The organism is Streptomyces sp. NPDC102462, from assembly GCF_044765425.1.
Classification (GTDB): Bacteria; Actinomycetota; Actinomycetes; order Streptomycetales; family Streptomycetaceae; genus Streptomyces.
This window is the reverse complement of sequence record NZ_JBIWKB010000029.1, coordinates 11978-37901: the sequence shown is the minus strand read 5'-3', so window position 1 is coordinate 37901 and position 25924 is coordinate 11978. Positions and strand designations below refer to the sequence as shown.

Sequence of the window (25924 nt, the reverse complement as noted above, 5' to 3'; positions counted from 1 at the left end):
CAATGGAGAGCGCCATGCAGGGGCCCCAGCAGACACCGCCGCAGCCCGCCGCCTACACCCCGACCGACCGCACCGTCCCCACCCGCTCCGCGGACCGGGCGTCGTACGACCGCGACCTGGTGCACGCGATACTCGACGAGGGCTACGTCTGCCACCTCGGCTTCGTACGCGACGGCGCGCCCGTGGTGCTGCCGACGCTGTACGCCCGGGTCGGCGAGCGGCTGTACGTCCACGGCTCCACCGGATCGCGCCCGCTGCGGATGACGGGGCAGGCCGACCCCGGGCTCCCGGTCTGTCTGACGGTGACCCATGTCGACGGCCTGGTCCTGGCCCGGTCCGCCTTCCACCACTCCGTCAACTACCGCTCCGTCGTGGTGCACGGCACCGCCCACGAGGTCACGGACCCCGAGGAGCGGCGGCTGGCCCTGGACGCGCTGGTCGACCACGTCGTCCCGGGCCGCGCGGCCGACTCCCGGCCCGCCAACAAGAAGGAGCTGGCCGCCACCGCGGTGATCCGGCTGGACCTGGACGAGGTCTCCGCGAAGCTGCGCACCGGCGGCGCGAACGACGAACCCGAGGACCTGGGCCTCCCGCACTGGGCGGGCGTCGTGCCGCTGCGCAAGGGCTACGACACGCCGCTCCCCAACGCCGACCTCGCCCCCGGCGTCGCACTCCCCGGCTACCTCAAGGCCCTGTGATGCTGATCCACCCCTGGGACGCGCCGCACGAGGACACGGAATGGCAGACCTGGCTGGCCGCGCACGACTTCGGCCAGCTCGCGGTGAACGGCCTGTCCGGCGAGCCGCCGGCCGTCCAGCCACTCCACTTCGCCTACGACCCCGGCCGCGCCGAGGTCGTCGCCCACCTCGCCCGCCCCAACCCCCTGTGGGCCGCGCTCCAGGCCGACCCTCAGGTGCTGCTCAGTGTGGTCGACGACTACGTCTACGTCCCCGGCCCCTGGCAGGCCGCCCCCGGCACCCCGGCCGAACACGGCGTCCCGACCAGCTTCTACGCGGCTGTCCAGCTCCGCTGCACGGCCCATGTGGTGGACGATCCCGCCGAGAAGGCCGACCTCCTCAACCGGCAGCTCGGCCACCACCAGCCCGCGGGCTGCTCGGCACCCGCGACACCGGACGGGCCGCCGTACGGCAGGATGCTGCCCGGCATCCGCGGGCTGCGCCTCGAAGTGACCGGCGTACGGGCCAAGTTCAAGTACGCGGGCCAGAAGCCGGAGGACGTCCAGGAGCAGATCGCCTCGGCGCTTGCGCGGCGCCGCGGCCCACGCGACGACGCGGCCCGTGACCACCTGCTACGCCGACGCCACTCCTGAACCGCGGTACCCGGCGGTTCCCGAAGGCGGGGACGACCGGAGTGCCGGCCGGGCCCCCGAGGCCGGCCGGGCACGGGCCGCGGGACGGCCACGGGCGCGTGGGGGCGGGCGGCGGGTCAGGCCGGGGCCGGGTCGGCCGCCGTCCGGCGGGCGTCCCTCGCCTCCGCCGCCGCCAGGCCGCCGACCGAGGCCAGCATCAGCAGGGTGCCCGCCACCGTCGACGCCGTCAGGTGCTCGCCGAGCAGCGTGACGGCCAGGACCGCCGCGCTCACCGGCTCCAGCAGCATGATCACCGAGACGGTCGCCGACCGTACGACGGCGGCGCCCGCGAAGTAGAGGGCGTAGGCGAGCGCCGTGGGGATCGCCGCGATGTAGACCACCAGCCACAGGACCCGGGCGGGATGCGCGGTGTGCGGGACCAGGCCGTCCGCCAGCGCGAAGGGCAGCAGGCACGCACTGGTGACCGCGAACGCCCACACGGTCGTACCGGCGGCGTCCGCGTCGCCGTGCCTGCCCCACCAGCGGGTGAGCACCGTCATCGCGGAGTAGCCGCCCGCCGAGGCCAGCGCGAGCAGCACCCCCGAGGGACGTACCGACGCGCCCGCACTGCCGAGCGTGAGCACGGCAAGCCCGGCGAGCGCCCCGACGACGGCGGCGGCCCCGCCGCGGCCCAGCCGCTCGCCCAGCGCGAAACGGGCGCCGAGCGCGATCAGAACGGGTCCGGCGCCCAGGGTCACGACGGTCGCCACGGCGAGCCCGGTGGCGGAGACGGCCGCGAAGTACGCGGTCTGGAAGACGGCGAGGCCGAGGCCGGTCGCGACCGCCTTCACGGCCTTGCGGCCGAGCGGTTCCGGGACGGCCGGACGCGGGGCGCCACGGCGCAGCAGCCGGCCGGCGAGCAGCAGCGCGAGCCCGGCGGCGCAGCGCCAGAAGGACAGGGTGGTGGCGCCCATGTCACTGACCCGGTAGACCAGCGAGGCGGCGGCTCCGGCGGTGCCCCAGGCGGCACCGGCGACGGTCAGGTAGAGCAGGCCACGCCCGACGGGCAGGCCGAAGGCAGGGTTCGACACGAATCTTCTCCGCAGATGTGCAGAAGTACGGGAGGCGGCCCGCTCAGGCGGGGCGCGTGGACTTCATCTGCGGGCAGCACCGTCCGGCCCGGCGGCAATGTGCCGGGCGTGGTTTCCGGAGGCCCGCCTCAGGCGGCCGGAGGCGGAAGGACGAGTGCGTTCGACGGCATGCCCAGCACCTTATGCGGCCCTCCCCTTCACGGACAACTCACGTTCCGCGCCGCCGCCCGCCACCGGCTCGGCGGACCCCCTGGCGGGCGTCGAGGACTGCGCGATGAAGGCACCGGCCAGCACGATCACACCACCGGCCAGCTGCGGCAGTGACAGGTGCTCGCCGAGCAGCACCCAGGCGAGCACGGTCGCGACGACCGCTTCGAGGCAGGCCACGACCCCCGCGACCGGCGGGGAGAGCCGGCGCACGGACAGCACTCCCGTGATGTACGCGGCGACCGTGGCGACCAGGACGATCCAGGCGAGCAGCGCCATGGCCGGCACCGCGTCGCCGTGCAGCCGCGCGGTACCGGAGAGCACGGACCACTCCATGGTCCAGGGGCGGGCCAGGACGGTCAGCACGGCGGCGCCGACGAGCAGGCCGTACGCGATCACGCCCAGCGGGTCCGGTGCCTGCGCGCCCGCGTCGCTGCCCTGGTCGGACAGGACGAAGTAGCCGACCTGGCAGCAGGCGGCGCCGAGCGCCAGCAGCAGTCCGAGGGCGTCGAAGCCCAGCCCCGACCACACCTCGACCACACAGGCGAGGCCGCCGGCCGCGAGGATGACGCCGAGCGCGGCGGCACGGGTCACCGGCCGCCGTTGCACGAACCGCACCCAGCCGAGCACCAGGGCGGGGGCCAGGTACTCCACGAGCAGCGCGACGCCGACCGGGATGCGGGAGAGCGCGGCGAAATAGCAGGCCTGCACGCCGGCCACGGCGAGCAGGCCGAAGCCGGCGAGGAGCCCGGGGCGGCGGCGCAGCAGGGCGCGGTGGCGCGCGGCGAGCGGCAGCATCACCAGGGCGGCACCGGCCACCCGCAGCCACACCACGTGCAGCGGATCGAGTCCCGCCTCGATCAGCGGCTTGGCCGCGACACCGGATCCCCCGAAGGCGAGCGCCGAACCGAGCGCGAGGCCGAGGCCGACGCCCTTTCCGTGGCTGCCCGGACTGCTCTCAGACGTAGGCACCGGCCCATGATGACAGGCGACGTCAGGACCTTCACCCCCGTTGACACCTGTCTCACCGACTGGACGGGGACCGGACTCGGCTCGGCGGCCGGTCCCGTCTCAGGACGCCTCGCCGTCCGCCGCGTACTCCCCCGGGCGGCTGTCGATCCGGGTGAGCAGGCCCGGCACGTCGATGCCCGCGCGGCCGAGCACTTCGACGGCCCGGGACTGCCGGTCGCCGACGACGGCCGCGAGCAGGTCGGTGCCGACGGCGCGGTCGGCGCCGCGGAGGGCGGCGCGGCTCGCGGCGTACCGCATGGCGGCCGCGGCCAGCGGAGAGCAGCCCTCCGTCTCGCGTGGGTCCGCGCCCCTGGGCGCCGGCTCGTTCGGTTGCGGCTCCTTCTGCTGCGCGCCGGCCGGTCCCGCATCGCGCAGCACGGCGATCGGGCCCGAGTCCTCGACGGAGTTCTGCCAGCGCAGGCCGTAACCGATGCTGCGCTGCACGAGATAACCGAGCAGGCGGGCGATCTGCGGAGCGTCGCCGATGACGGCGCGCACGTCCGGATCGGACTCCAGCAGCGAGTGCAGCAGATGGGCGGTGTCGATCTGCCGGTCCCCGTCACGGACGGCCCTCCGGCGGGCACCGGCGACCACCGCCGCCAGCTCGGCACTGAGTCCGGCATCGCCGCCCGCGCGGTCCGTGCCCTGGTCATGGGCGGACTGGCGGGGAATACGGGGTTGCACATCCCCTACCCCATCAGCCCCGGGAGCCGGAGTCATCCCCGACGGGGAGCATTTCGGCGTCCCACACAAAGTGGACGCCGTGGGCCGCAATCTCCTCCTTACGGAGGAGATCAGGCCGTTTCCCTCGCGCCGGCGCGCGCCGCCTTGCCCCACGCCCCCGAAGGAAACCAGCGCGCACCCGGGACCGGTTCGACGCGGCGGTGATACGACGGGTGGGCCGGCCCCGGCCGCAGCCGCACATTTTCTGACGGTTCATCAGTATTGAATGTTCGGGGCTCTGCGGCTACGTTCCGCGACACCGTAGCCCGATACGAAGGGGTGGTCGCATGGCCGAAGTCAGCGCGGAGGCACGCATCCAGGCACCGGCCGAGAAGGTGTGGGCCCGGCTCACGGCCTGGTCGGCGTACGGAGAGTGGAACGCGACCCACACCAACTTCCCCGACGGCGGTCCGAAGACCCTGGCGGTGGGCGGGACCTTCCAGGAGAACATGAAGCTGATGGGCTTCCCGGCGGAGGTCGAGTGGACCATCGAGGAACTGGAACCGGCCCGGGTGCTCGCGATCCGCGGCAAGGGGCCGATGGGGGTGACCGTCGCCACCCGCTACACGCTCACGCCCGAGGGCGAGGCCACCACGGTCCGGATCGACGGCGAGTTCACCGGTGCCGCCGTCTCGCTGATGGCGGGCAAGCTCAAGGACTCGGCGACCGCCGCCCTGAACGAGTCGCTGCGCAAGCTGACCGGCCTGGTCACCTGACCCGACCCCCCGCCCAGCCGACGCGCCCCACGAATCACTCCACGAGACACCCCCGACCGCACCCGCAGCGCCTCCCCGCCGCAACCCCCCGTCCTCCCGACCGCGCCGCCCGGTCCGCGGCCCGACCTCACACCAACCCGAAGGCACCCCCGCGGTTCACTCCACGACACGCCCCCGAACACAGGCGCCACGTCTCCCGACCGCAGCGCACGAGCCGCGGCCCGGCCACGCACCCAACCGGAGGCACCCCCGCGGATCACCTCGCGAGGCGCCCACCGACCGCACCCACCCCACCTCCTGACCGCAGCACACGGGCCGCGGCCCGAACCACGTACCCAGGCGACGGCGCCCCGTGGATTGCTCCGCGGGGCGCCGGCCGGCCGTGCGCGCCGTTCCATGCGGTCGCGGCGCGCGGAGCGCGGTGTCAGTCCTCGTCCGCGAGGATCAGGTACAGCTTCTTGCGGGACTCGTTGATGACGGCCAGCGCCTTCTCGCGCTGTTCCTTCGAGCCCGTCCGCCAGACCTGCCCGAACGCCTCCATCAGGCCGAAGCCGGCCTGGCGGATCTCGCCCAGCGCCTCCCAGTCGACCCCGCGCGAGGCCTCCTCCCAGGGGGCGTCGGGCCCCTGGTCGGCCGCGGCACGGCCGTCCTCGGTGAGCGAGAACAGCTTCTTGCCGCCCTCGCTCTCACTGGCGATCAGCCCCTCGTCCTCCAGCAACTGGAGGGTGGGGTAGACCGAGCCGGGGCTGGGCTTCCACGCCCCGCCGCTGCGCTCGGCGATCTCCTGGATCATCTCGTAGCCATGCATCGGCCGGTCCTTGAGCAGGGCCAGGATCGAGGCCCGTACATCACCGCGCCGCGCCCTGCCGCGCGGTCCGCCGCGACCTCGCGGCCCCCAGGGCCCGGGACCGAAGCCGGGCCCGCCGGGCCCACCGTGCCCGAAGCCGGGTCCGCCGGGGCCGAACGGCCCGAAGGCGGCCCGCCGCCCGTCGAACCCGCCCCGATCGCGCCGGTGGGGGCCGTCCTGTCGATGTCCACGCTCGAATCCGTGGGTACGCATCGCCATCACTCCATTCATCGTTGATCAGTCGCGATGTCTCAACGATATATCGGAAACATTCGAACGACAACCCCTTCGCCGGGACCGCGATCGGGCCAGGGTTCGCGGATTGGCCTTGGTGCGCCCCGCGTCGGTACCTCTAGCGTCGTCGGCATGCGCATCCGAATCGTCGACGCCTTCACCGACCGCCCCTTCGCCGGCAACCCCGCAGGGGTCCTGCTGCTCGACGCCTTCCCCGAGGACGGCCGGCTCCAGGACATCGCCATGGAGGTCAACCACGCCGAAACGGCGTTCGCGCACCGCCTGCCCGAGGGCGGCGCCGCGGACTGGGCCCTGCGGTGGTTCACACCGGAAACTGAGGTGGCGATGTGCGGGCACGCCACGCTCGCCACCGCCCACGTCCTGCACACCACCGGCGCGCACGAAGGGCCGGTGCGCTTCGCCACCCGCAGCGGCGTGCTGATCGCGACCCCCGGCGCGGACGGCTCGATCACGCTGGACTTCCCGACCGCGCCGCTCACCCCGGTCGAGGTCCCGGCCGGCGTCGCCGAAGCCCTGGGCGCCGAGCCGGTCGCCGCGTTCGACACCGGCCCGCAGGTCGGCGATCTGCTGCTGGAACTCGCCGACGAAAAGACCGTCCTCGACCTCGCGCCCGACTTGAAGGCGCTCGCCGCCTACTCGACGCGCGGCATCATCGCCACGGCGCGTGCCGCGCGCCCGGACCGCGGCCACGACTTCGTCTCCCGGTGCTTCTTCCCGAACGTCGGCATCGACGAGGACCCGGTCACCGGCAGCGCGCACACGGCCCTCGCGCCCCACTGGTCGGCACGCCTCGGCCGCTCCGCGCTCACCGGGCTGCAGGCCTCCGCGCGCTCCGGCGTCGTCCGCACCGTGCTGCGTGGCGAGCGCACGCTGCTCACCGGCCGCGCGGTCACCGTCATCGACGGAGAACTGCTCGCCTGAGACCCGCCCAGGGGGCGTACGAGCCCGCCGTACGCCCCCACGCGGACCCGGTCACGCCGTCGGCAGCCACCCCACCTTGCCGGCGAGCAGCGCATAGCCCACGAACGCGCCGATGTCGAGCAGGGAATGCGCGACCACCAGCGGACCGACCCGGCCCCAGCGCCGGTACAGATGGACGAAGACGACGCCCATGACCAGGTTGCCGATGAAGCCACCGATGCCCTGGTACAGGTGGTAGGAGCCGCGCAGCACCGAACTCGCCGCCAGCGCGGCGCCCGGACCCCAGCCCAACTGGCCGAGCCTGCGCAGCAGATAGCCGACGACGATCACCTCTTCGAGGATCGCGTTCTGCAGCGCGGACAGGATCAGCACGGGGTACTTCCACCACACGTCGGGCAGCGCCTCGGGCACCACCGTGAGGTTGAACCCGAGGCCGCGGGCGGCCAGGTAGAAGGCGATCCCGGCGCTGCCGATCACGGCCGCGACACCGGCTCCGCGGCCCAGGTCGGGCCAGGGCCGGGTGCGGTCGAAGCCGAGGGTGCGCAGGCTCTTCCCCTCGCGCACGAGGAGGTGCGCGACCAGCGCGACGGGGACGAGCGCCGTCGCGATGCCGAACAGCTGCCAGGCGAGATCCAGCCAGGGCCGGCCCGGCGCGGCCGAGGCGTTGAGGGTCGCGGCCTGGTCCTTGAGGCCGCCCGGTTTTGTGACCGATCCGATGAAGCTGATCAGAGCGGACACCCCGCTCGCGCCGAGCGAAAGCGCCAGCACGAGCAGCGTCTCGTCCCGGAGAATCCGCCGCGAGGGCCGCTCCGGCGGCTCAGAACCGGCCGCCGGGTCCGCCTCCACCTGCACATCTGCCTCCAGTTGACTGATCCCGCCCCATGGTCGCCCGCGCCCCGCTAGGGTCTCGAAAGAACTTACGAAGGACGTGCGCGACAGGCCGCCCGGGGGGACGGATGCCGCACGGGGCGTACCTCCCTGTGGCGTGCCGTGTGGCCGAAATCCGCCGCGCGGCTCACCAGGGAGGGGCACCACCGCCATGGGACGTCACAGCTTGCCCGATCGGTCCCGGGCGGGCGCGGCCGACCCCCGTCCGCGCGCCCGTCGCCGCAGCATCGCCGTCGCGACGGTGCTCGTCCTGACCGTCGCGGCCGGCACGGCGGCCGTCCGCGGCGGGCTGCTCTCCTTCGGCTCCTCCTGCCAGGACGACCCGGTACGGCTGACGCTGGCCGCCGCCCCGGACCTGGCCCCGGCGCTGCGGGCGGCGGCCGAGCGGGCGCGCGAGGAGGACGTCACCTCCGACGGCCGCTGCATCGCCCTCACGGTGAGCGCGCAAGACTCCTTCGACGTCGCGGACACGCTGCGCAGGGGCGGCAAGCCCGACGCGCAGGTGTGGGTGCCCGACTCGGAGGTGTGGGTCGAGCGGGTCGCGGCGGACGCGAGGGCGACGCAGGTCAACCAGCTGGGCCATGTCGCCGCCAGCCCGGTGGGGGTGGCGATGCTGCCGGCCGCCGCCCGTTCGCTGGGCTGGCCGAAGAAGACGTACACCTGGACCGAACTGGCGGGCGCCGCGCTGCAGGGCGGCGCCCCGCGGCTCGGCGCGGCCGATCCGGCGCGCAGCGCGACCGGGCTGCTCGCGCTCACCCGGCTGAACGCCGCAGCGGCCGGGGCGAAGAACGGGCAGACCCGGGCGGCGGCCATGATGAAGGCGCTCGCGCAGCGCGTCTCCGCCACCGACGAGCAGGTGCTGCGCACGCTGCCGCGCGACGCCTCCTCCGGCACCGAGCAGGACGACCCGGAGCGCAACACGGCGCTGATCCTCAGCGAACAGGCCGCGTTCGCCCACAACGCGACCGCCGACCCGAACCGGCGGCTCGACCTCTTCTATCCCACGGACGGGTCCCCGTCGCTCGACCATCCCTACGCGCTGGTCGACGAGGCGGAACTGACCACGGACGAGAGCCGGGCCGCGGTCCGGTTCATGACGTATCTGCGGCAGCCGGCCCAGCACCGGCTGCTGGAGAAGTACGGCTTCCGCACGGACGACGACGCCGTCCCCCGGACGGTGGTCGACCGGGCCGGGGGCAGCACCCCGCAGCCGTACGCGGAGCCGTCGTCCGAGCCGCCGACCGGCTCGGCCCTCCAACAGGCGCTGGGTACCTGGACGATCACGGTGCAGAGCGCCCGGATCACCACGGTCGTGGACGCCTCCGCTTCGATGGCGCAGGCGGTGCCGGGTACGGCCCGCACGCGCATGGACGTGACCCGGGCGGCGCTGCTCCAGGCCCTCGACACCTTCACGGCCGAGGACGAGATCGGGCTGTGGGAGTTCGCCACCCGGCTGGACGGCGACGCGGACTACCGCGTCCTGGTGCCGACCGAACGGCTCGGCGACCGCAAGGGCGACGGCACCCAGCGGGACCGGCTGTCGGCGGCGTTCGGCGGCCTCGAACCGGTGCCGGGCGGCGCCACGGGCCTGTACGACACGACGCTGGCCGCGTACCGGGCGGCGACGGCGTCGTACGCGAAGGGCAGGTTCAACGCGCTGGTGGTGCTGACGGACGGGGTGAACGAGGACCCGGGCAGCATCTCCCGCTCCGCGCTCGTCGCCGAACTGGAAAAGCTCAGCGACCCCGAGCGGCCCGTCCCGCTGGTCGTCATCGCGGTGGGTCCGGAGGCGTCCCGGGACGAGGCCGCGCGGCTGGCCGGGGCCACGGGCGGCATCGCCGAGATGGTCGACGATCCCGCCCAGATCCACGCGGTGATCCTGAAGGCGATCGTGGCGGCGGGCGCGGCGGGCGCGGCGGGCGCGGGCGACACCGCGGGCTGAACCCGCGCCGGCGGCGCGGGCGGGCCGGCCGCGCCGGTGTCCGTGCGTTCAGCCGAGGGGCACCGGCTGCGGCAGCCCCACCGGCCAGGCGTGGACGGGCTCGCCGAGGTGCATCAGCTGGGCGTAGCGGCGGGTGGTCGCGGCCAGCGCCGCGTCGCGGGACAGCCCCTGTTCCAGGGCCTGGTGGAAGGTCGCCGTCTGCCAGGCCGCGCCGTTGACCCGGCGCCGGCAGCGTTCCTCGATGACGCCCAGGTACAGGTCGCGGTCGGCGGGCTCGACGCCCCACGCGTCCAGGCCGGCCGCCGCCAGCGGCAGCAGTTCGTCGCGTACGAGGGTGACCGCGTCGACCTCGCCGATGCCGCCGTAGCGGCCGCGCCGCGGCCACATGAAGCGGGCGTCGATGCCGTGGCGGCAGGCGGCGTCGAAGTTGGCCTCGGCCGTGGCGAAGGGCATCCGGGTCCACACCGGCCGCTGCTCCTCGGCGAGGGCGCGCACAAGACCGTAGTAGAAGGCGGCGTTGGCGATGACGTCGGTGATGGTCGGCCCCGCGGGCAGTACGCGGTTCTCGACCCGCAGGTGCGGTACGCCGTCCGCGATGCCGTAGACCGGGCGGTTCCAGCGGTACACCGTGCCGTTGTGCAGGACGAGTTCGGCGAGCCGGGGCACACCGCCGGCGGCCAGCACCTCCAGCGGGTCCTCGTCGTCGCACATCGGCAGCAGCGCCGGGAAGAACCGCAGGTTCTCCTCGAACAGGTCGTACGCCGAGGAGATCCAGCGCTCGCCGAACCAGGTGCGCGGGCGCACCCCCTGGGCCTGGAGTTCGGGCGGGCGGGTGTCCGTGGACTGCTGGAACAGCGGCGGCCGGGACTCGCGCCACAGCTCGTGCCCGAACAGGAAGGGCGAGTTGGCGCCGACCGCGATCTGGGCCGCGCAGGCCGCCTGCGCCGCGTTCCACACGTCGGCGAAGCGTGCCGGGGTGACCTGGAGGTGCAGTTGGACGGAGGTGCACGCCGCTTCGGGCGCGATCGACTTGGAGGTGCAGGTCAGGTGCTCCACGCCGGCGATGTCCAGCATGAACTCCTCGCCGCGCGCGGCCACGATCTGGTCGTTGAGCAGCGTGTAGCGATCGGCCTCGGAGAGGTTGGAGGAGACCAGGTCGTCGCGGTCGAGGGTGGGCAGAATACCGATCATCACGATCCCGGCGTCCACCTCCTGTGCCTTACGGTCGGCGTAGGCGAGTGCGGTGCGAAGTTCCTCCGCGAGCCGGTCGAATACCCGGCCGCCCAATCGGTGTGGAGCTATGTTGACTTCCAGGTTGAACATGGCGAGTTCTGTTTGGAAATCGCGGCTCGCGATGCGTTCCAGCACTTGTCCATTCAGCATTCTGGGCATGCCGTCCGGGCCGGCGAGATTCAGTTCGATCTCCACGCCCATGAGGTTCTTCGGGCGGTCGAACCGCTTCTCGGCCAGCAGGCGCTCCAGTCCCGTGAGACACCTCACGAGCTTGTCTCGGTAGCGCCGACGCTCGGACAGGTCGAACGACCCCGCCACGACCTTCTCCCCCATCGAAGCGTCCCTCCTCGGATGGGCGGGCCGAGCCTCCGGCCGCCGGTGGTACCGGTCAGGTTGGATGATGCCCAGCCGAAGCGATCGATAACGTCCCGCGCGACCCCCGCGACCGCTACGCTGTCGGAATGTGTCCTGTGGCACATTCACCGGGCATGAAGTCGTCCGAGTCTTCGGGTGCCCCGTCGGTCTCGTGAAAAACACCGACCGCATTCGGCCGACCGCTCGCGGAGCGTATTCCGAGGTCAGCGGGCCGGATCGGGCGTTGAATCGGCATGAATACCGCAAATCGGCGGCCGAATAGTGCCTTGTGCTATTCACCGGCAACGGTTAGCTGAAACAGCGGCTGAACATTTGTCGTATAAACTCCGCACCAAGGCAGACGGCTGGCACCCACGGTCCTGATTCCTGCCGTCAAGGTGACGTGCGGCAGGCCTCGCCCGCACCTCGCTCACCGACCCGGGTCCCGCCCTCACTGCCCGCATCGAGCTGACAGCGCCGTCCGCCCACGCCCTCGCGCCAGCGCGCCTGTCGAACGAGAGAGGCGACCCACCATGCCGCTGCAAGTCCCCCCTGCTCCCACGCCCGCACTGCGCTCCGTCCTCACGGCCCTCGGTTCCCCCACCGCGGTCCGCGAGGCCCCGACCCCCTCCCTGCGCAACGCGGAGGGACCCGTCACCGCCGAACTCCCGCTGGCCGTCCATGTGCTGGACCGGATCACGGCACAGTCCGGGGCCGTCACACGGCTGACCGGCTGGCGGTTCATGATCCGCTGTGGCGGCCGCTCGGTGGCCGCGGCCGAGACCGTGCTGACCGCGGACGGCTGGGCGTTCTCCCGCTTCTTCGAGGGCCCCTACATCGCCTCCACCGAACGCGCCCTGCACCAGGCCGAGACGCTGACCCAGCCCTACCAGCCGCGGCTGCTGTCCGTACCGGGCCTGTACATGCTCACGCTGTGGCTGCACGGGGACCGCGCGGCGGACGGCGCCGAGGACCGTCCGGCCGCCACCGACCTGCTGGTGCCGCTGGCCCCCGCGCCGCCCGGCATCGCGGCCCACACCCCGCACCGGGTGGCCGAGTTGCTGCCGGTCCTGACCCACCGGGTGACGCCCGTGCCGCTGCTCGGCTCGCCCGCCTGAACCACCCCGCGCCCCTGCCGTACCCCGTCTCCGGCACCCGGAGGCGGGGTACGTCCGCCTGCGCGCACGGCGTCGCCGGGCGGAACGGGAGCCGGACGCCCCGGGCCGCTGCTCCCCTCCTCGCGAACGGTCCGAAGTAGTCCCGGAGTTGGGCTGAACCATACGCATGCTCGACGCGTCATCACCCTGTGAAGAAGCGGTGCTGTGAAATCCCTGCGGATCCACGCCCAGACGGCAACACTGGATTCCGACCGACTCATCACCACGGGGGCCAACATGACCACGACACAGCGAGAGATCCCACCCATGTGCCAGCACCAGCCACCGTGTCCGACCGCCGAATCCGCCGACCGGGAGTCCGCCCGTCTCGTGGCGCACCACCCGGAGCAGGGCTGGAGCCTGCTGTGCAACGGGGTTCTGCTCTTCGAGGACACCGGTGAGCTCCTGCCCGACGGCCGGATCATCGCCCCGCACCGCCCGCTGGGCGCCCACCAGGTGATGACCGCCGCCTGACGTACCACCCGGGCGGTGCGCCGCCACGCCCGGTGACATGAGGGGCCGGCCCGCACACATCCGGTGCGCACCGGCCCCGACGCGTGTCCGTGACCCGGCGCGTCAGGCGGTGGGCCGGTAGTCGAACCAGTCGACATGGGCCCGGCCCTCGGTGACGTACATCCCGATGACACGTCCGGTGAAACCGCCCGCCACCTCGCTGGACAGATACCGCCCGTCGAGTTCGGCCAGCGGCAGGACACCCTCGTCCCCCTCGACGGAGAAGGCCACGGTGTCCGGCCCGCCCGCCCTGATCCCGGGCCCCTCCTGTCCGGCGGCCGTCGCGGTGGGCGCCACCACCGACGTCGTACGGATCTCCACGACGAGCGTGACCGGCCCCGGCGGCACGGGCCGCTCCACGAGCCGCTGCCGCACCGGTCCGATCCGCGCGACCACCCCGACCGTTCCGCCGCCCACCTCGATGTCGTAGTGATGGGCCTCGTCCATGCGCACGGACAGCCCCGCCCGGCCGTCCCCGGGATCCACCCGGGCCGCCGCACGGCAGTCCGGATGCTGCTGACGCCGGCCTACGAAGGTGCACCCGGGCCGGTCGAGCGAGTCACCCGTGGCCGTCAGCGTCAGCCGGCCCGGCCGCTCCTCCAGGGACCAGGAGCCCTCGGGCCTGCGGCGCGGGGATATCCAGTACGGCGCGAGGGCCGGGCCGTCGAAGTCGTCCCGCTCCGGCGGCGGTTCGACCGGGTGCCAGGCCGCGGGCGCCGGATGCCGCTCGCCCACCGGTCCCACCCGCGGCCATCCGTCCACCCACTCCACCGGCACCAGGAACGTCTCCCGCCCCAGCACGTGGTACTCCGGGAAGTAGCCGCGCGGTCGGGTGCCGAGCAGGACCATCCACCATGTGCCGTCGCCCGCCTGGACGAGATCGGCGTGGCCGGTGCACTGGATCGGCAGCCCGGTGCCGCGGTGCGTCAGCAGCGGGTTGCCCGGCGCCGGCTCCCAGGGACCGCGCGGGGAACGGGACCTGGCGACCGAGACGCCGTGCCCGAGCGCGGTGCCGCCCTCGGCCAGGAACAGGTACCACCACCCGTCGATCCGGTACAGGTGCGGTGCCTCCGGGTCCCGCAGCCCGGTCCCCGACCACATGGGCAGCGGCCCCTCCAGTACCCGTCCCGTCGCCGGGTCGATCCGGGCCACCCGGACGCCCGCCACCGCGCACCAGCAGGAGCCGTCGTCGTCCCAGGCCAGGTCCGGGTCGATGCCTGGCACGTCGATCAGGACCGGATCCGACCACGGCCCCTCGGGCCGTTCGCTGGTGACGAGGAGGGTGCCCCGGCCGCCCACGTCGGTGGTGATCACATGGAAGCGGCCGTCGTGGTGGCGGATGGTGGGCGCGTAGATGCCACCGGAGGCCGGTGTGTCGTCCGCCCCCTCCCACTGGCCCGACCGGTCGAGCACATTGCCGATCTGCCGCCAGTGCACCAGGTCCCGGCTGTGGAACAGCGGGATGGCGGGCACGTACTCGAAGCTGGAACAGACCAGGTAGTAGTCCTCGCCCACGCGGCACACGCTGGGATCGGGATGGAATCCGGGGATCACCGGGTTGCCGTACGTCCGCATGTCCGCCCCCAAAGCCGCTCGCCCGGCCGCCGAAAGTTTCGAACCCGAGCCCGAATCTTACCGCCACGCCCCGCTGGACCGGCCCGCCGGACGCCCGGTCCATGCCGGGCACGCGGGGCGCCCGAACCGGGCGGTTGACCAAGCCGACCGCCCCTTGCGGAGAACGTCCACGCGTCCGTGTCCCCGCGGTCTCGACCGGCCCGGGGACCGCCGTACGCCCATCTGTGGCGCCGCGTGCGCGGCGATCGCCGACGGAGATGTGAGGAAGACCCGCGAAGCCCACCGCCAAGATCGACGACCGGGCCCCGCCCACCGCGCCCGCGCCATCGGCGCCCTGCGCGCCGGCGCTCCCGGCCGTCCCGGCCGGCCACTGGATGCTCTGCGGCTGCACCCCCGGCACCGGCGGCCACCTACGCGGCACCGGCCCGCCGGCCACCCGGGGTAGGCGACGCCGTGAGCCGCGTGGCGACCTGGGGCGCAGAGCGCGTGGGGGCGGTTGTCCGCCGTACGGCCCAGCGCGCGGCCGTGGGCGGCCCGCCGGGCGAACGCCGGTGCGGCCGGGCTTTCTTAACGCAAGATTGACGCCCTTCGGCCCCACGGCCCACAGGCCCGCACGTCACGGTCTGCTTACGCTGGATCCGCCGCCGCATGATGGCCGAAAACAGGGCTGAGCCGCACGTCAGGAGCATCCCGATGGCCACGATCGAGCACCCGCCCACCGGTCGGCTGCGCGCCTGGATGCTGGAGGGCCTGGCCGACATGGGCAGGAAGGGCGGCCTGACGGGACCCCACGCCGAGCCGGAGCCGCCACACCGGGGACAGCGCTGGTGGCGGGTGATGTGCCTGACCGGTGTGGACTACTTCTCCACCCTCGGCTACCAGCCGGGCATCGCCGCCCTGGCGGCCGGTCTGCTCTCCCCCCTCGCCACGATCGTCCTGGTGATCGTCACCCTGGCGGGCGCCCTGCCGGTCTACCGGCGCGTGGCCGAGGAGAGCCCGCACGGCCAGGGCTCGATCGCGATGCTGGAACGGCTGCTGCCCTTCTGGAAGGGCAAGCTGTTCGTGCTGACCCTGCTGGGCTTCGCGGCCACCGACTTCCTGATCACCATCACCCTGTCGGCCGCCGACGCCTCCACCCACCTGATCGAGAACCCGCACCTGACCAGCGCGCTGCACGGCCGGCAGATGCTGATCACCCTGCTTCTCGTCGCCCTGCTCGGCGCGGTCTTCCTCAAGGGCTTCCTGGAGGCGATCGGCGTCGCCGTCGCGCTGGTCGGCGTCTACCTGACGCTGAACCTCGTCGTCGTGCTCACCGGCCTGTGGCACATCCTCACCGCGAGCCATGTCGTCACCGACTGGACCAGCGCCCTGACCACCGAGCACGGCAATGTCTTCGTCATGATCGGGCTGGCCCTGATCGTCTTTCCGAAACTCGCGCTCGGCCTGTCCGGCTTCGAGACCGGCGTCGCCGTCATGCCGCACGTCCGGGGCGACCCGGCCGACACCGAGGAGTGTCCCACCGGCCGGATCAGGGACACCAGGAAACTGCTGACCACCGCGGCCGTGATCATGAGCTGTTTCCTGATCGCCACCAGCTTCATCACCACGCTGCTCATCCCCGCGCACGAGTTCAAGTCCGGCGGCCGGGCCAACGGCCGCGCGCTGGCGTACCTCGCGCACGAATACCTCGGCAACGCCTTCGGCACGGTCTACGACATCGCGACCATCGCGATCCTGTGGTTCGCGGGCGCCTCCGCGATGGCGGGCCTGCTCAATCTGATGCCGCGCTATCTGCCCCGCTACGGCATGGCCCCGCACTGGGCGCGCGCCGTGCGCCCGATGGTGATCGTCTTCACCCTCATCGCCTTCCTGGTGACCTGGATCTTCAAGGCGAACGTCGACGCGCAGGGCGGGGCCTACGCCACCGGTGTGCTGGTGCTGATCTCCTCCGCGGCGATCGCGGTGACCATCGCCTCGCGCAAGGCCGGGCAGCGCCGGTGGACGGTCGTGTTCGGGGCCATCGCGACGGTGTTCCTGTACACGACGGTCGTCAACGTCATCGAGCGTCCCGACGGCGTGAAGATCGGCGCGTGCTTCATCGCCGGCATCATCCTGGTCTCGCTGCTGTCCCGGCTGGCCCGGGCCTTCGAACTGCGCGTGACCAGTGTGACCCTGGATGACATGGCGGAGCGTTTCGTCAGGGACATGGCCAGCCGGAAGATCCGCTTCATCGCCAACGAGCCCGACCGGCGCGACAAGGCCGAGTACCGCGACAAGGTCGAGCAGATCCGCCAGGACAACGACCTCCCCGAGCAGGAGGACTTCGTCTTCGTCGAGGTGACGGTCACCGACCCGTCCGAGTTCGAGGCGGGCCTGACGGTGCACGGCGAGGTCCTGCACAACCGCTACCGTGTCATGACCCTGGAATCCGCCTCCATCCCCAACGCCCTCGCCGCGCTCCTCCTGCACGTCCGGGACAGCACCGGGTGCACCCCGCACATCTACTTCGAGTGGACCGAGGGCAATCCGTTCGCCAACTTCCTGCGGTTCTTCCTGTTCGGCCAGGGCGAGGTCGCCCCGGTCACCCGCGAGGTGCTGCGCGAGGCGGAACCGAACCGCGGCCGGCGTCCACGGGTCCACACGGGCTGACCGGAAACCCCACGTCAAGGGAGCGTAAGGAAAGGGTGAGACGGCATCAGCGCCGTGTCAGCACGGCGTGTGGCGGCCATCGGAGCGGCCTAGCCTCGGTGGTATGGAGCGTGGCGCGGCACCCATCTCGGCCGGCGACCGCCACTGGCGCGGCAGCGCGCGGCTGGCGGTGGCCTACGCGCTCGTCTTCGGCACCCTGGCGACGCTGACCGACTGGGAGGCCGGCTCGCTCACCCCGGGGCGCGCGGCCCTGTGGCTCGGGCTCGCCACCGCCATCGGGCTGCTCCTGATGCCGCCGCGCGTCGCCGCGGGCCGCGGCTGGCTCGCGGTGCGCGGGCCGCTGTGCCGACGGGCGGTCCGCACGGACGCGCTGGTGGGCGTCCGCCAGTACGACGGCGTCTCCTCGCACCTGGTGTTCCGGGACATCGACGGCCGGCGCCTCGAACTCGACCCCCGGGTGCTCGCCGCGAACCCGTTCCTGTGGCACGAGGTCGACACGGGACTGCGCCACTCGCTGCAGACCGGCACCCTGTGCCAGGGCGTGGAGGTGCTGCGCAGACTGGAACGGGCCATCGACGACGAAGAGGCCCGGGCCGTGCTCAAGGAATCCGGGATGTCCTGACCCGCCGCGCCGACGCCTACCGCGTTTCGGCGGCGGTCTTCGCGCTCGGCGCCGTGGGTTCTTGCCAGGTCGGCGACTCGTGACACGGCACGCCGGCAGCCGCGGCGTCGCGGCTCAGCACGCGGTTCCCCACCCCTTCAGGGCGCCGGCACCGCCCCCGACCGTCCCGACCGGGATGTGGATCAACCCGACGCCACCCGCCCCAACTGCGCCGTTCCCGGCCCGTGGCCCTATCGTGACCGGCATGCAGTCCTACACGATCGGCCAGGCGGCACGGCTGCTCGGCGTGAGCCCGGACACCGCACGTCGCTGGGCCGACGCGGGCCGGATGGCGACCCACCGCGACGAGGCCGGACGACGGCTCATCGACGGCCGGGACCTGGCGGCGTTCTCGGTCGAACTGGCCAGGGCGGGCGGGGGCGAGGAGGAAACGTCGTACACGTCGGTGCGCAACGCCTTCCCGGGGATCGTCACCGCGATCAAGCTCGGCGACGTCGCGGCCCAGGTCGAGATCCAGGCGGGCCCGCACCGGCTGGTCTCCCTGCTGACCCGGGAGGCCGTGGAGGAACTGGCCCTGGAGGTCGGCATGGAGGCCACGGCCCGAGTGAAGTCGACAAACGTACACATCGACCGCGTGTGAAATCGACCCCGCCCGGCTCAGCCGGTCGGGGTCCGCGTGCCGCACCGGTAGCACCCGTCCAGGCGTATTGCGTTGATGCCGCTGATGTGCCGCGCGCCGCACCGGTCCTGAGGGAGCACCAGCTGGGGCCCGTGCCGGTCGAGCGGGGTGTCGTCGATGCTGACGGCGAGCAGCACGGGCGCATGGGCGAAGTCGGGGTCGATCTCGGCCCAGGACAGCAGCGCGCGGTGCCCGTCCGTGCCGTCGACGGCGATGAGGAAGCGCAGTCGGTCCTTGCGCCGCACGGGATCGAAGCCGGGCCCCGCGTCGGACAGGACGTCGTACAGCAGCGGACCGGCGAACCGGTGGTGCTGCGTTCCGCTGGTGGCGCACTCGAAGCCGACCCGTACCCGGTGCTGCGGCCAGGCGAGCAGATCCGGCACCGTGAGGCGGACCGGCCGGGCCAGGTCGCCGGTCAGGGCGAGTTCGGCGAGCGTCACGTGCGACCACCTCCCGGATGACGGTACCCGCGGCACGACCTCGCGCAAACGCAGATGCCCGGCTTGATCCGTCGTTGTTCCAGCTCATGCGATGCAAGAGAAGACTTATGCCTAGCAGATGCGGCAGTATCATCTCATCGCGGCACGGCCTGCTGCGGCCGTGGCGGAGCGCGACAGCCTTGTCCGAGGCTCGAAGGAGTAGAACCGTGATGACCCGTTCCGAGCGCCGGTCCCGGCGGATGCTGCAAGTGACCGGCGCGGGAGCCGCCGCCCTGATGGCGCTGAGCGCCTGCTCCTCCGCGGACGACTCGTCGTCCACGGACGACTCCGCGTCCGGCTCCTCCTCGGCCTCGCCGAAGCTGTCCGGCACGGTGACCGTGTTCGCCGCGGCCTCGCTGCAGGAGAGCTTCACCGAGCTGGGCGCCACGTTCGAGAAACAGCACCCGGGCACCAAGGTCACCTTCAACTTCGGCGGCAGCGACACCCTCGCGGCGAGCATCACGGGCGGCGCGCCGGCCGATGTCTTCGCCGCCGCCAGCCCGAAGACGATGGCGCTCGTGACGGACAAGGGCGACGCGGCCGGAACCCCGGTCACCTTCGCCCGCAACCAGCTGGAGATCGCCACCCTGCCGGGCAACCCCGACAAGGTCTCCTCCCTGAAGGACCTCACCAAGTCCGGTCTGAAGGTCGTCCTGTGCGACAGGACCGTGCCGTGCGGCGCCGCCGCCCAGAAGGCCCTGGAGGCCGGCAAGCTCAAGCTCACCCCGGTCTCCTACGAACAGGACGTCAAGAGCGCCCTGACGAAGGTGGAACTGAAGGAGGCCGACGCGGCGGTCGTCTACAAGACCGATGTGAAGGCCGCGGGCGACAAGGTGGAGGGCGTGGACTTCCCCGAGTCGGCCGAGGCCGTCAACGACTATCCGATCACCCTTCTCAAGAACGCGCCCAACGCCGGGGCGGCCGACGCGTTCATCGCGCTCGTACGCTCCGCCGAGGGCCAACGGGTGCTGGGCGAGGCCGGGTTCCTCAAGCCGTGACCCGGCTCGACGCGTCCGGCGCCGCGCCCCGCGCCTCCAAGGGCGGGCCGCGGCGCAAGGACGCCCGCGCGCCGGGCCGGCGCGGTGTGCCGCTCCCGCTCCTGCTGCCCGGCGTCGTCGCGCTGGCGTTCCTGCTGCTGCCCCTGCTCGCCCTGCTCGTCCGCGCCCCCTGGGGCAGCCTGCCGGAGCTGCTGAGCAGCACCGAGGTGTGGCAGGCGCTCCAGCTGTCGCTGATCACGGCGACCGCGGCGACCGGGGTGAGCCTGGTCCTGGGCGTGCCGCTGGCCTGGCTGCTGGCCCGCACCGACTTCCCCGGCCGCGGTGTCGTACGCGCCCTGGTCACCCTGCCGCTCGTCCTTCCCCCGGTGGTCGGCGGTGTGGCCCTGCTCCTCGCCCTCGGCCGCAACGGAGTCGTCGGGCGGTGGCTGGACTCCTGGTTCGGCATCACGCTGCCGTTCACCACGACGGGCGTGGTGATCGCCGAGGCGTTCGTCGCGATGCCGTTCCTCGTCATCAGCGTCGAGGGCACGCTACGCGCCGCCGACCCGCGCTTCGAGGAGGCGGCCACCACCCTCGGTGCCTCCCGGTTCACCGCGTTCCGCCGGGTCACGCTGCCGCTGATCGCCCCGGGCATCGCGGCGGGCGCGGTCCTGGCCTGGGCCCGTGCGCTCGGTGAGTTCGGCGCGACCATCACGTTCGCCGGCAACTTCCCCGGCCGCACCCAGACCATGCCCCTCGCGGTCTATCTGGCCCTCCAGAACGATCCCGAGGCGGCCATCGCGCTCAGCCTCGTCCTGCTCGCGGTCTCGATCGCGGTACTGGCGGGGCTGCGTGACCGCTGGCTGACCACACCGTGACACCCCCGTCCCCCGCCGTCCACGCACGTGCCGCGGCGCTACCGGCGTGCCGAAAGGTCACGGGCGCGATCCGGGAGCGGCCCCGCGGCGTACGGCCGTACGATCGCCGGTACGAGGAGCCGCATCCGGTACCCCACCGCGCCCCCGCCGCACCGCCCACCGGACGACCGCCACGCCCACCGTCCCGGTCCCGCCCGCCCGACCTCTGGATGTGCACCCCATGACGGACATCGACGACACCACGGCCGGCCTCGTCGCCGAAGGCACCCGCGGTGACGGGCTCGACGCCCGGCTCGTCGTCGACCGCGGCTCCTTCCGCCTCGACATCACCCTGCGGGCCGCGCCCGGGGACGTCGTGGCCCTGCTCGGGCCCAACGGCGCCGGAAAGACCACGGCGCTGCGCGCCCTCGCCGGTCTCGCCCCGCTCACCGGCGGCCATCTGCGGCTCGACGGCACCGCCCTCGACCGGACGGCACCGGAGTCACGCCCCGTCGGCGTCGTCTTCCAGGACTATCTGCTCTTCCCGCACCTGTCAGCCCTGGACAACGTGGCCTTCGGCCCCCGCTGCCGTGGCGCGACCAAGGCCGAGGCCCGCGCCCTGGCCGCAGCCTGGCTGGACCGCATGGGCCTGGCCGAGCACGCGGGCGCCAAGCCACGCCGGCTGTCCGGCGGCCAGGCCCAGCGGGTCGCCCTGGCCCGGGCCCTGGCCACCGGCCCCCGCCTGCTGCTCCTCGACGAGCCGCTGGCCGCCCTGGACGCCCGCACCCGGCTTCAGGTGCGCGCCCAGCTCCGCCGCCACCTCGCCGAGTTCGAGGCGGTCGCCGTCCTGGTGACCCACGACCCCCTGGACGCCATGGTGCTCGCCGACCGGCTCGTCGTGGTCGAGCAGGGCCGCGTGGTCCAGGAAGGCTCACCCACCGACATCGCCCGTCATCCGCGCACGGACTACATCGCGCGGCTGGTCGGCCTCAATCTCTACCGGGGCCGGGCCGAGGGCCACACGGTACGGCTGGACGGCGGGCCCGCCGTCACCACGACCGAGGACCTGTCGGGCCCGGTCTTCGTGGCCTTCCCGCCGGGCGCCGTCACCCTCCACCGGGACCGCCCCACCGGCTCCAGCGCCCGCAACCTGTGGCGCTGCGAGGTGGCCGGTCTCGAGACCCACGGCGATCAGCTCCGTGCCGACCTGACCGGTGAACTGCCGCTCGCGGCCGACCTCACCACGGTCGCCGCCGCGGAACTCGATCTGCGCCCGGGTGCCCCGGTGTGGGCGACGGTCAAGGCGACGCAGACCCACGCCTACCCGGCCTGAGGCGGCGGCTGCGGCTACGGTGGGGACCGCCAGGGGCCCGTCGACCCCGAATCCCCCCACATCCTGCGAGGCGTTCCCATGAGCCTGAGCATCCGCAACCAGCTCCCCGGCACCGTCACCGCCGTCACCCCGGGCGAGGTGATGGCCACGGTGAAGGTCCGCCTCACCGGCGGGCAGGACCTGACCGCCGCGATCACCCGGGAGGCCGCCGAAGACCTCGGTCTCGCCACGGGCTCCGCCGTGCGCGCCCTGGTGAAGTCGACGGAGGTCGCCCTGGCCACCGCCCCGGTCGAACGCGTCTCGATCCGCAACCAGCTGCCCGGCACGGTCACCGGCATCGCCGCCGGCGACGCGATGGCCTCCGTGAAGATCGCGGTCGAGGGCGGCGAGCTGACCTCGGCGATCACCAGCGAGTCCGTCACCGACCTGGGTCTTTCGGCGGGTTCCGCCGTCTTCGCCCTGATCAAGTCGACCGAGGTGTCGCTCGCGACGGCCTGAGGAACACCGTGGTCCGAACTCGCCACCCGGCCCTGCCCGCGAGGGGCACGCGTGAGGGTGCCCGCCCGGTCCTCCGGCGGGCACCCTCACGCGTTCGCCCGGCTCAGTCCTCGTACGCGTCGAGCGGCGGGCAGGAGCAGACCAGGTTCCGGTCGCCGAAGGCCTGGTCGATGCGGCGGACCGGCGGCCAGTACTTGTCGGCGGCCGAGACACCCGCCGGGAAGACCGCCTCCTCACGGCTGTAGGAGTGGGTCCACTGCCCGCCGAGCGCGGCCGCGGTGTGCGGGGCGCCCCGCAGCGGGTTGTCGTCGGCGGGCCACACGCCGGAGCCGACCTTCTCGATCTCCGCACGGATCGCGATCATCGCCTCGCAGAACCGGTCCAGCTCGGTCAGGTCCTCCGACTCGGTCGGCTCGATCATCAACGTGCCGGCCACCGGGAACGACATCGTCGGCGCGTGGAAGCCGTAGTCGATCAGCCGCTTGGCCACGTCGTCCACGCTCACGCCGGTCGCCTTGGTCAACGGGCGCAGATCGATGATGCACTCGTGCGCGACCAGGCCGCCGGGACCGGTGTAGAGGACCGGGTAGTGGGGCTCCAGACGCTTGGCGATGTAGTTGGCGGACAGCACGGCCACCTGCGTGGCGCGCCGCAGCCCTTCGCCGCCCATCAGCCGGACGTACGCCCACGAGATGGGCAGGATCCCCGCGGAGCCCCACGGCGCGGCCGAGATGGGGCCGACACCCGTCTCGGGACCGGCGGCGGGCTGCAGCGGATGGTTCGGCAGATACGGCGCCAGGTGCGAGCGCACACCCACCGGACCCACGCCGGGCCCCCCGCCGCCGTGCGGAATGCAGAACGTCTTGTGCAGATTGAGATGCGAGACGTCACCGCCGAAGTGGCCCGGCTTGGCGAGCCCGACCAGGGCGTTGAGGTTGGCGCCGTCCACGTACACCTGGCCGCCCGCCTCGTGGACCTGGGCGCAGATGTCGGCGACGTGCTCCTCGAACACGCCGTGCGTGGACGGGTAGGTGATCATCAACACGGCCAGCTCGTCGCGGTGCTGCTCGATCTTCGCCCGCAGGTCCGCCACGTCGATCTCGCCGTCCTCGGCGGTCTTGACGACGACGACCCGCATCCCGGCCATCACGGCGCTCGCGGCGTTGGTGCCGTGCGCGGAGGACGGGATCAGGCACACCACGCGCCCCTCGTCACCGTTGGCGCGGTGGTAGCCCCGCACGGCCAGCAGACCGGCCAGCTCGCCCTGCGAGCCCGCGTTGGGCTGCAGCGAGACCTTGTCGTAGCCGGTGACCTCGGCAAGCCGCTCCTCCAGCTCGCGGATCAGCGTGAGGTAGCCCTGCGCCTGCTCGGCGGGCGCGAACGGATGCAGCTGCCCGAACTCGGGCCAGGTCACCGGCTCCATCTCGGTGGTCGCGTTGAGCTTCATCGTGCAGGAGCCGAGCGGGATCATGCCGCGGTCCAGCGCGTAGTCGCGGTCGGCCAGCTTGCGCAGATAGCGCAGCATCGCGGTCTCGGAGCGGTGCTGGTGGAAGACGGGATGGGTGAGGAACGCGTCGGCACGCAGCAGCGCCTCGGGAAGCGCGTCCTCGGTGGCCGCGTCCAGCGCCTCGATGTCACCCCGCACGCCGAAGGCGGCCCACACGGCGCCGAGCCGGTCCCGGTCGGTCGTCTCGTCGCAGGCGATCGAGACGTGGTCGGCGTCGACCAGGCGCAGATTGACGCCGTTGTCGCGCGCGGCGGCGACGATCTGCGCGGCGCGGCCCTGCGCCCTGACCGTCAGCGTGTCGAAGTAGGCGCCGTGCACGGTCTGGAACCCGCCGTCGGCCAGACCCGCCGCGAGCAGCGCGGCGTACCGGTGCGTGCGCCGGGCGATGGCCCGCAGCCCCTCGGGGCCGTGGTAGACGGCGTACAGGCCGGCCATCACCGCGAGCAGCACCTGCGCGGTGCAGATGTTGCTGGTGGCCTTCTCGCGCCGGATGTGCTGCTCACGGGTCTGCAGGGCGAGCCGGTACGCCTTGTGCCCGTCGGCGTCGACGGACACGCCGACGAGGCGGCCCGGCAGGCTGCGCGCGAACTTCTCGCGCACGGCCATGTAGCCCGCGTGCGGCCCGCCGAAGCCCATGGGCACGCCGAAGCGCTGGGTCGTACCGACGGCGATGTCCGCGCCCAGCTCGCCCGGCGACTTCAGCAGCGTGAGGGCGAGCAGGTCGGCGGCGACGGTGACGAGCGCGCCGAGTTCATGGGCCCGCTCGACGACCGGCGCGATGTCGCGCACCGCTCCCGAGGCTCCGGGGTACTGGAGCAGTACGCCGTTGATCTCCCGCTCGGCGATCTCGGCCGGGATGCCGTCGCTCAGGTCGGCGACGACGACCTCCACGCCGGTGGGTTCGGCGCGGGTCCGGATCACGGCGATGGTCTGCGGCAGCGTGTCCGCGTCGACCAGGAAGAGGCCCTTCTTGTTCTTGCCCATGCGCCGGGACAGGGCCATCGCCTCGGCCGCGGCCGTGCCCTCGTCGAGGAGGGAGGCACCGGAGGTGGGCAGTCCGGTGAGGTCGGCGACCATGGTCTGGAAGTTCAGCAGCGCTTCGAGCCGCCCCTGCGAGATCTCCGGCTGGTACGGCGTGTAGGCGGTGTACCAGGCCGGGTTCTCCATGACGTTGCGCAGGATGACGGGCGGCGTGAACGTGCCGTAGTAGCCGAGCCCGATCATCGACCCGAGGACCTGGTTGCGGTCGGCGAGGGAGCGCAGCTCGGCCAGCACCTCCGCCTCGCTGCGCGCGCCCGGCAGGTCGAGCCCGTCGGCGTTCTTGATCACATCCGGTACGGCTGCGGCGGTCAGCTCGTCGAGCGAGCCGTAGCCGACCTGCGCGAGCATCTTGGCCCGCGCCTCCTGGTCGGGCCCGATGTGCCGCTGCTCGAAGGGGATGCCCTGTTCGAGCTCGAAGAGCGGAGTGCGTTGGGCGGTCATTGCGGAGGCCTCCTGGTCTGACGCGACCTTCGAGGGGCGCCCCGGCGCGGGCACCCCGACGGCCTCCCCCTCTGTCATCTCGACCTGAGAGCTTCACCG

23 protein-coding genes are annotated in these 25924 nt (G+C 73.0%); 14 read left to right on the top strand and 9 right to left on the bottom strand.

What is annotated here, in order from left to right; translation table 11 throughout:
• Positions 1-14: 14 nt before the first annotated feature.
• Both ACIRFL_RS24320 and ACIRFL_RS24315 read left to right on the top strand, forming a co-directional pair.
• Positions 15-698: a pyridoxamine 5'-phosphate oxidase family protein gene (locus ACIRFL_RS24320; RefSeq protein WP_404031977.1), complete on the top strand. Its 684-nt coding sequence runs from the start codon at positions 15-17 to the stop codon at positions 696-698.
• Positions 698-1330, top strand: a complete 633-nt coding sequence (locus ACIRFL_RS24315) for an FMN-binding negative transcriptional regulator (RefSeq protein ID WP_404031975.1) — start codon at positions 698-700, stop codon at positions 1328-1330. Before ACIRFL_RS24320 ends, ACIRFL_RS24315 begins: the two co-directional genes overlap by 1 nt.
• A gap of 116 nt (positions 1331-1446) precedes the next feature.
• Here ACIRFL_RS24315 and ACIRFL_RS24310 read toward each other — a convergent pair whose 3' ends face one another.
• The 3 genes from ACIRFL_RS24310 to ACIRFL_RS24300 form a co-directional block, all read right to left on the bottom strand.
• Positions 1447-2400 (bottom strand): DMT family transporter, encoded by a 954-nt coding sequence (locus tag ACIRFL_RS24310; protein WP_404031973.1) that lies wholly within the window; start codon positions 2398-2400, stop codon positions 1447-1449.
• Positions 2401-2580: 180 nt separating this feature from the next.
• Positions 2581-3579 carry an EamA family transporter gene (locus ACIRFL_RS24305; RefSeq protein ID WP_404031971.1) on the bottom strand — a complete coding sequence of 333 codons (999 nt, stop codon included), beginning with the start codon at positions 3577-3579 and terminating at the stop codon, positions 2581-2583.
• A gap of 99 nt (positions 3580-3678) precedes the next feature.
• Positions 3679-4302: a Clp protease N-terminal domain-containing protein gene (locus ACIRFL_RS24300; RefSeq protein ID WP_404031969.1), complete on the bottom strand. Its 624-nt coding sequence runs from the start codon at positions 4300-4302 to the stop codon at positions 3679-3681.
• A gap of 326 nt (positions 4303-4628) precedes the next feature.
• Here ACIRFL_RS24300 and ACIRFL_RS24295 point away from each other — a divergent pair, with 326 nt between their 5' ends.
• Positions 4629-5057 carry an SRPBCC family protein gene (locus tag ACIRFL_RS24295; protein ID WP_404031966.1) on the top strand — a complete coding sequence of 143 codons (429 nt, stop codon included), beginning with the start codon at positions 4629-4631 and terminating at the stop codon, positions 5055-5057.
• Positions 5058-5481: 424 nt separating this feature from the next.
• On the opposite strand, the gene ACIRFL_RS24290 is transcribed toward ACIRFL_RS24295, so the two are convergent.
• Positions 5482-6117, bottom strand: coding sequence for a PadR family transcriptional regulator (locus tag ACIRFL_RS24290; protein WP_404031963.1), 636 nt, complete (start codon positions 6115-6117; stop codon positions 5482-5484).
• A gap of 153 nt (positions 6118-6270) precedes the next feature.
• On the opposite strand from ACIRFL_RS24290, the gene ACIRFL_RS24285 reads away from it, so the two are divergent.
• Positions 6271-7080, top strand: coding sequence for a PhzF family phenazine biosynthesis protein (locus ACIRFL_RS24285; RefSeq protein ID WP_404031960.1), 810 nt, complete (start codon positions 6271-6273; stop codon positions 7078-7080).
• A gap of 51 nt (positions 7081-7131) precedes the next feature.
• Here ACIRFL_RS24285 and ACIRFL_RS24280 read toward each other — a convergent pair whose 3' ends face one another.
• A complete protein-coding gene (locus ACIRFL_RS24280) occupies positions 7132-7932 on the bottom strand; it encodes a CPBP family intramembrane glutamic endopeptidase (RefSeq protein WP_404031957.1) in 801 nt (266 codons plus the stop codon).
• Positions 7933-8119: 187 nt separating this feature from the next.
• Between ACIRFL_RS24280 and ACIRFL_RS24275 the strand changes: the two genes are divergently transcribed.
• Positions 8120-9910 carry a substrate-binding domain-containing protein gene (locus tag ACIRFL_RS24275; RefSeq protein WP_404031954.1) on the top strand — a complete coding sequence of 597 codons (1791 nt, stop codon included), beginning with the start codon at positions 8120-8122 and terminating at the stop codon, positions 9908-9910.
• Positions 9911-9958: 48 nt separating this feature from the next.
• Here the strand turns inward: ACIRFL_RS24275 and ACIRFL_RS24270 are convergent, their stop codons facing one another.
• The gene (locus ACIRFL_RS24270; RefSeq protein ID WP_404031952.1) at positions 9959-11476 is read right to left on the bottom strand and encodes a glutamate--cysteine ligase; all 1518 of its coding nucleotides are present in this window, start codon (positions 11474-11476) and stop codon (positions 9959-9961) included.
• A gap of 554 nt (positions 11477-12030) precedes the next feature.
• Here ACIRFL_RS24270 and ACIRFL_RS24265 point away from each other — a divergent pair.
• Together ACIRFL_RS24265 and ACIRFL_RS24260 are read left to right on the top strand one after the other, a co-directional pair.
• Positions 12031-12615, top strand: a complete 585-nt coding sequence (locus ACIRFL_RS24265) for a hypothetical protein (protein ID WP_404031949.1) — start codon at positions 12031-12033, stop codon at positions 12613-12615.
• 306 nt (positions 12616-12921) lie between these two features.
• The gene (locus ACIRFL_RS24260) at positions 12922-13128 is read left to right on the top strand and encodes a DUF5999 family protein (RefSeq protein WP_404032146.1); all 207 of its coding nucleotides are present in this window, start codon (positions 12922-12924) and stop codon (positions 13126-13128) included.
• Between the two features lie 102 nt (positions 13129-13230).
• Here the strand turns inward: ACIRFL_RS24260 and ACIRFL_RS24255 are convergent, their stop codons facing one another.
• A complete protein-coding gene (locus ACIRFL_RS24255; RefSeq protein ID WP_404031946.1) occupies positions 13231-14742 on the bottom strand; it encodes a glycoside hydrolase family 43 protein in 1512 nt (503 codons plus the stop codon).
• 693 nt (positions 14743-15435) lie between these two features.
• Here ACIRFL_RS24255 and ACIRFL_RS24250 point away from each other — a divergent pair.
• The 3 genes from ACIRFL_RS24250 (at position 15436) to ACIRFL_RS24240 (ending at position 18653) form a co-directional block, all read left to right on the top strand.
• A complete protein-coding gene (locus ACIRFL_RS24250) occupies positions 15436-17391 on the top strand; it encodes an amino acid transporter (RefSeq protein WP_404031944.1) in 1956 nt (651 codons plus the stop codon).
• Between the two features lie 103 nt (positions 17392-17494).
• On the top strand, positions 17495-18013 hold the full coding sequence (locus ACIRFL_RS24245) for a hypothetical protein (protein WP_404031941.1): 519 nt from the start codon (positions 17495-17497) through the stop codon (positions 18011-18013).
• Positions 18014-18257: 244 nt separating this feature from the next.
• Complete coding sequence (locus ACIRFL_RS24240; RefSeq protein WP_404031939.1) at positions 18258-18653, top strand: molybdopterin-binding protein; 396 nt, start codon at positions 18258-18260, stop codon at positions 18651-18653.
• Positions 18654-18670: 17 nt separating this feature from the next.
• Here ACIRFL_RS24240 and ACIRFL_RS24235 read toward each other — a convergent pair whose 3' ends face one another.
• Complete coding sequence (locus ACIRFL_RS24235) at positions 18671-19132, bottom strand: molybdopterin-dependent oxidoreductase (protein WP_404031936.1); 462 nt, start codon at positions 19130-19132, stop codon at positions 18671-18673.
• Positions 19133-19341: 209 nt separating this feature from the next.
• On the opposite strand from ACIRFL_RS24235, the gene modA reads away from it, so the two are divergent.
• The 4 genes from modA (at position 19342) to ACIRFL_RS24215 (ending at position 22836) form a co-directional block, all read left to right on the top strand.
• The gene (gene modA / locus ACIRFL_RS24230) at positions 19342-20169 is read left to right on the top strand and encodes a molybdate ABC transporter substrate-binding protein (RefSeq protein ID WP_404031933.1); all 828 of its coding nucleotides are present in this window, start codon (positions 19342-19344) and stop codon (positions 20167-20169) included.
• Positions 20166-21026: a molybdate ABC transporter permease subunit gene (modB, locus tag ACIRFL_RS24225; RefSeq protein WP_404031931.1), complete on the top strand. Its 861-nt coding sequence runs from the start codon at positions 20166-20168 to the stop codon at positions 21024-21026. Before modA ends, modB begins: the two co-directional genes overlap by 4 nt.
• A gap of 220 nt (positions 21027-21246) precedes the next feature.
• Entirely contained in the window at positions 21247-22338 is a 1092-nt protein-coding gene (locus tag ACIRFL_RS24220; RefSeq protein ID WP_404031928.1) for an ABC transporter ATP-binding protein, read from the top strand.
• A 78-nt stretch (positions 22339-22416) separates the two neighbouring features.
• Positions 22417-22836 (top strand): molybdopterin-binding protein, encoded by a 420-nt coding sequence (locus tag ACIRFL_RS24215; RefSeq protein ID WP_404031925.1) that lies wholly within the window; start codon positions 22417-22419, stop codon positions 22834-22836.
• 103 nt (positions 22837-22939) lie between these two features.
• Here the strand turns inward: ACIRFL_RS24215 and gcvP are convergent, their stop codons facing one another.
• The gene (gene gcvP / locus ACIRFL_RS24210; RefSeq protein WP_404031923.1) at positions 22940-25825 is read right to left on the bottom strand and encodes an aminomethyl-transferring glycine dehydrogenase; all 2886 of its coding nucleotides are present in this window, start codon (positions 25823-25825) and stop codon (positions 22940-22942) included.
• Positions 25826-25924: the final 99 nt, after the last annotated feature.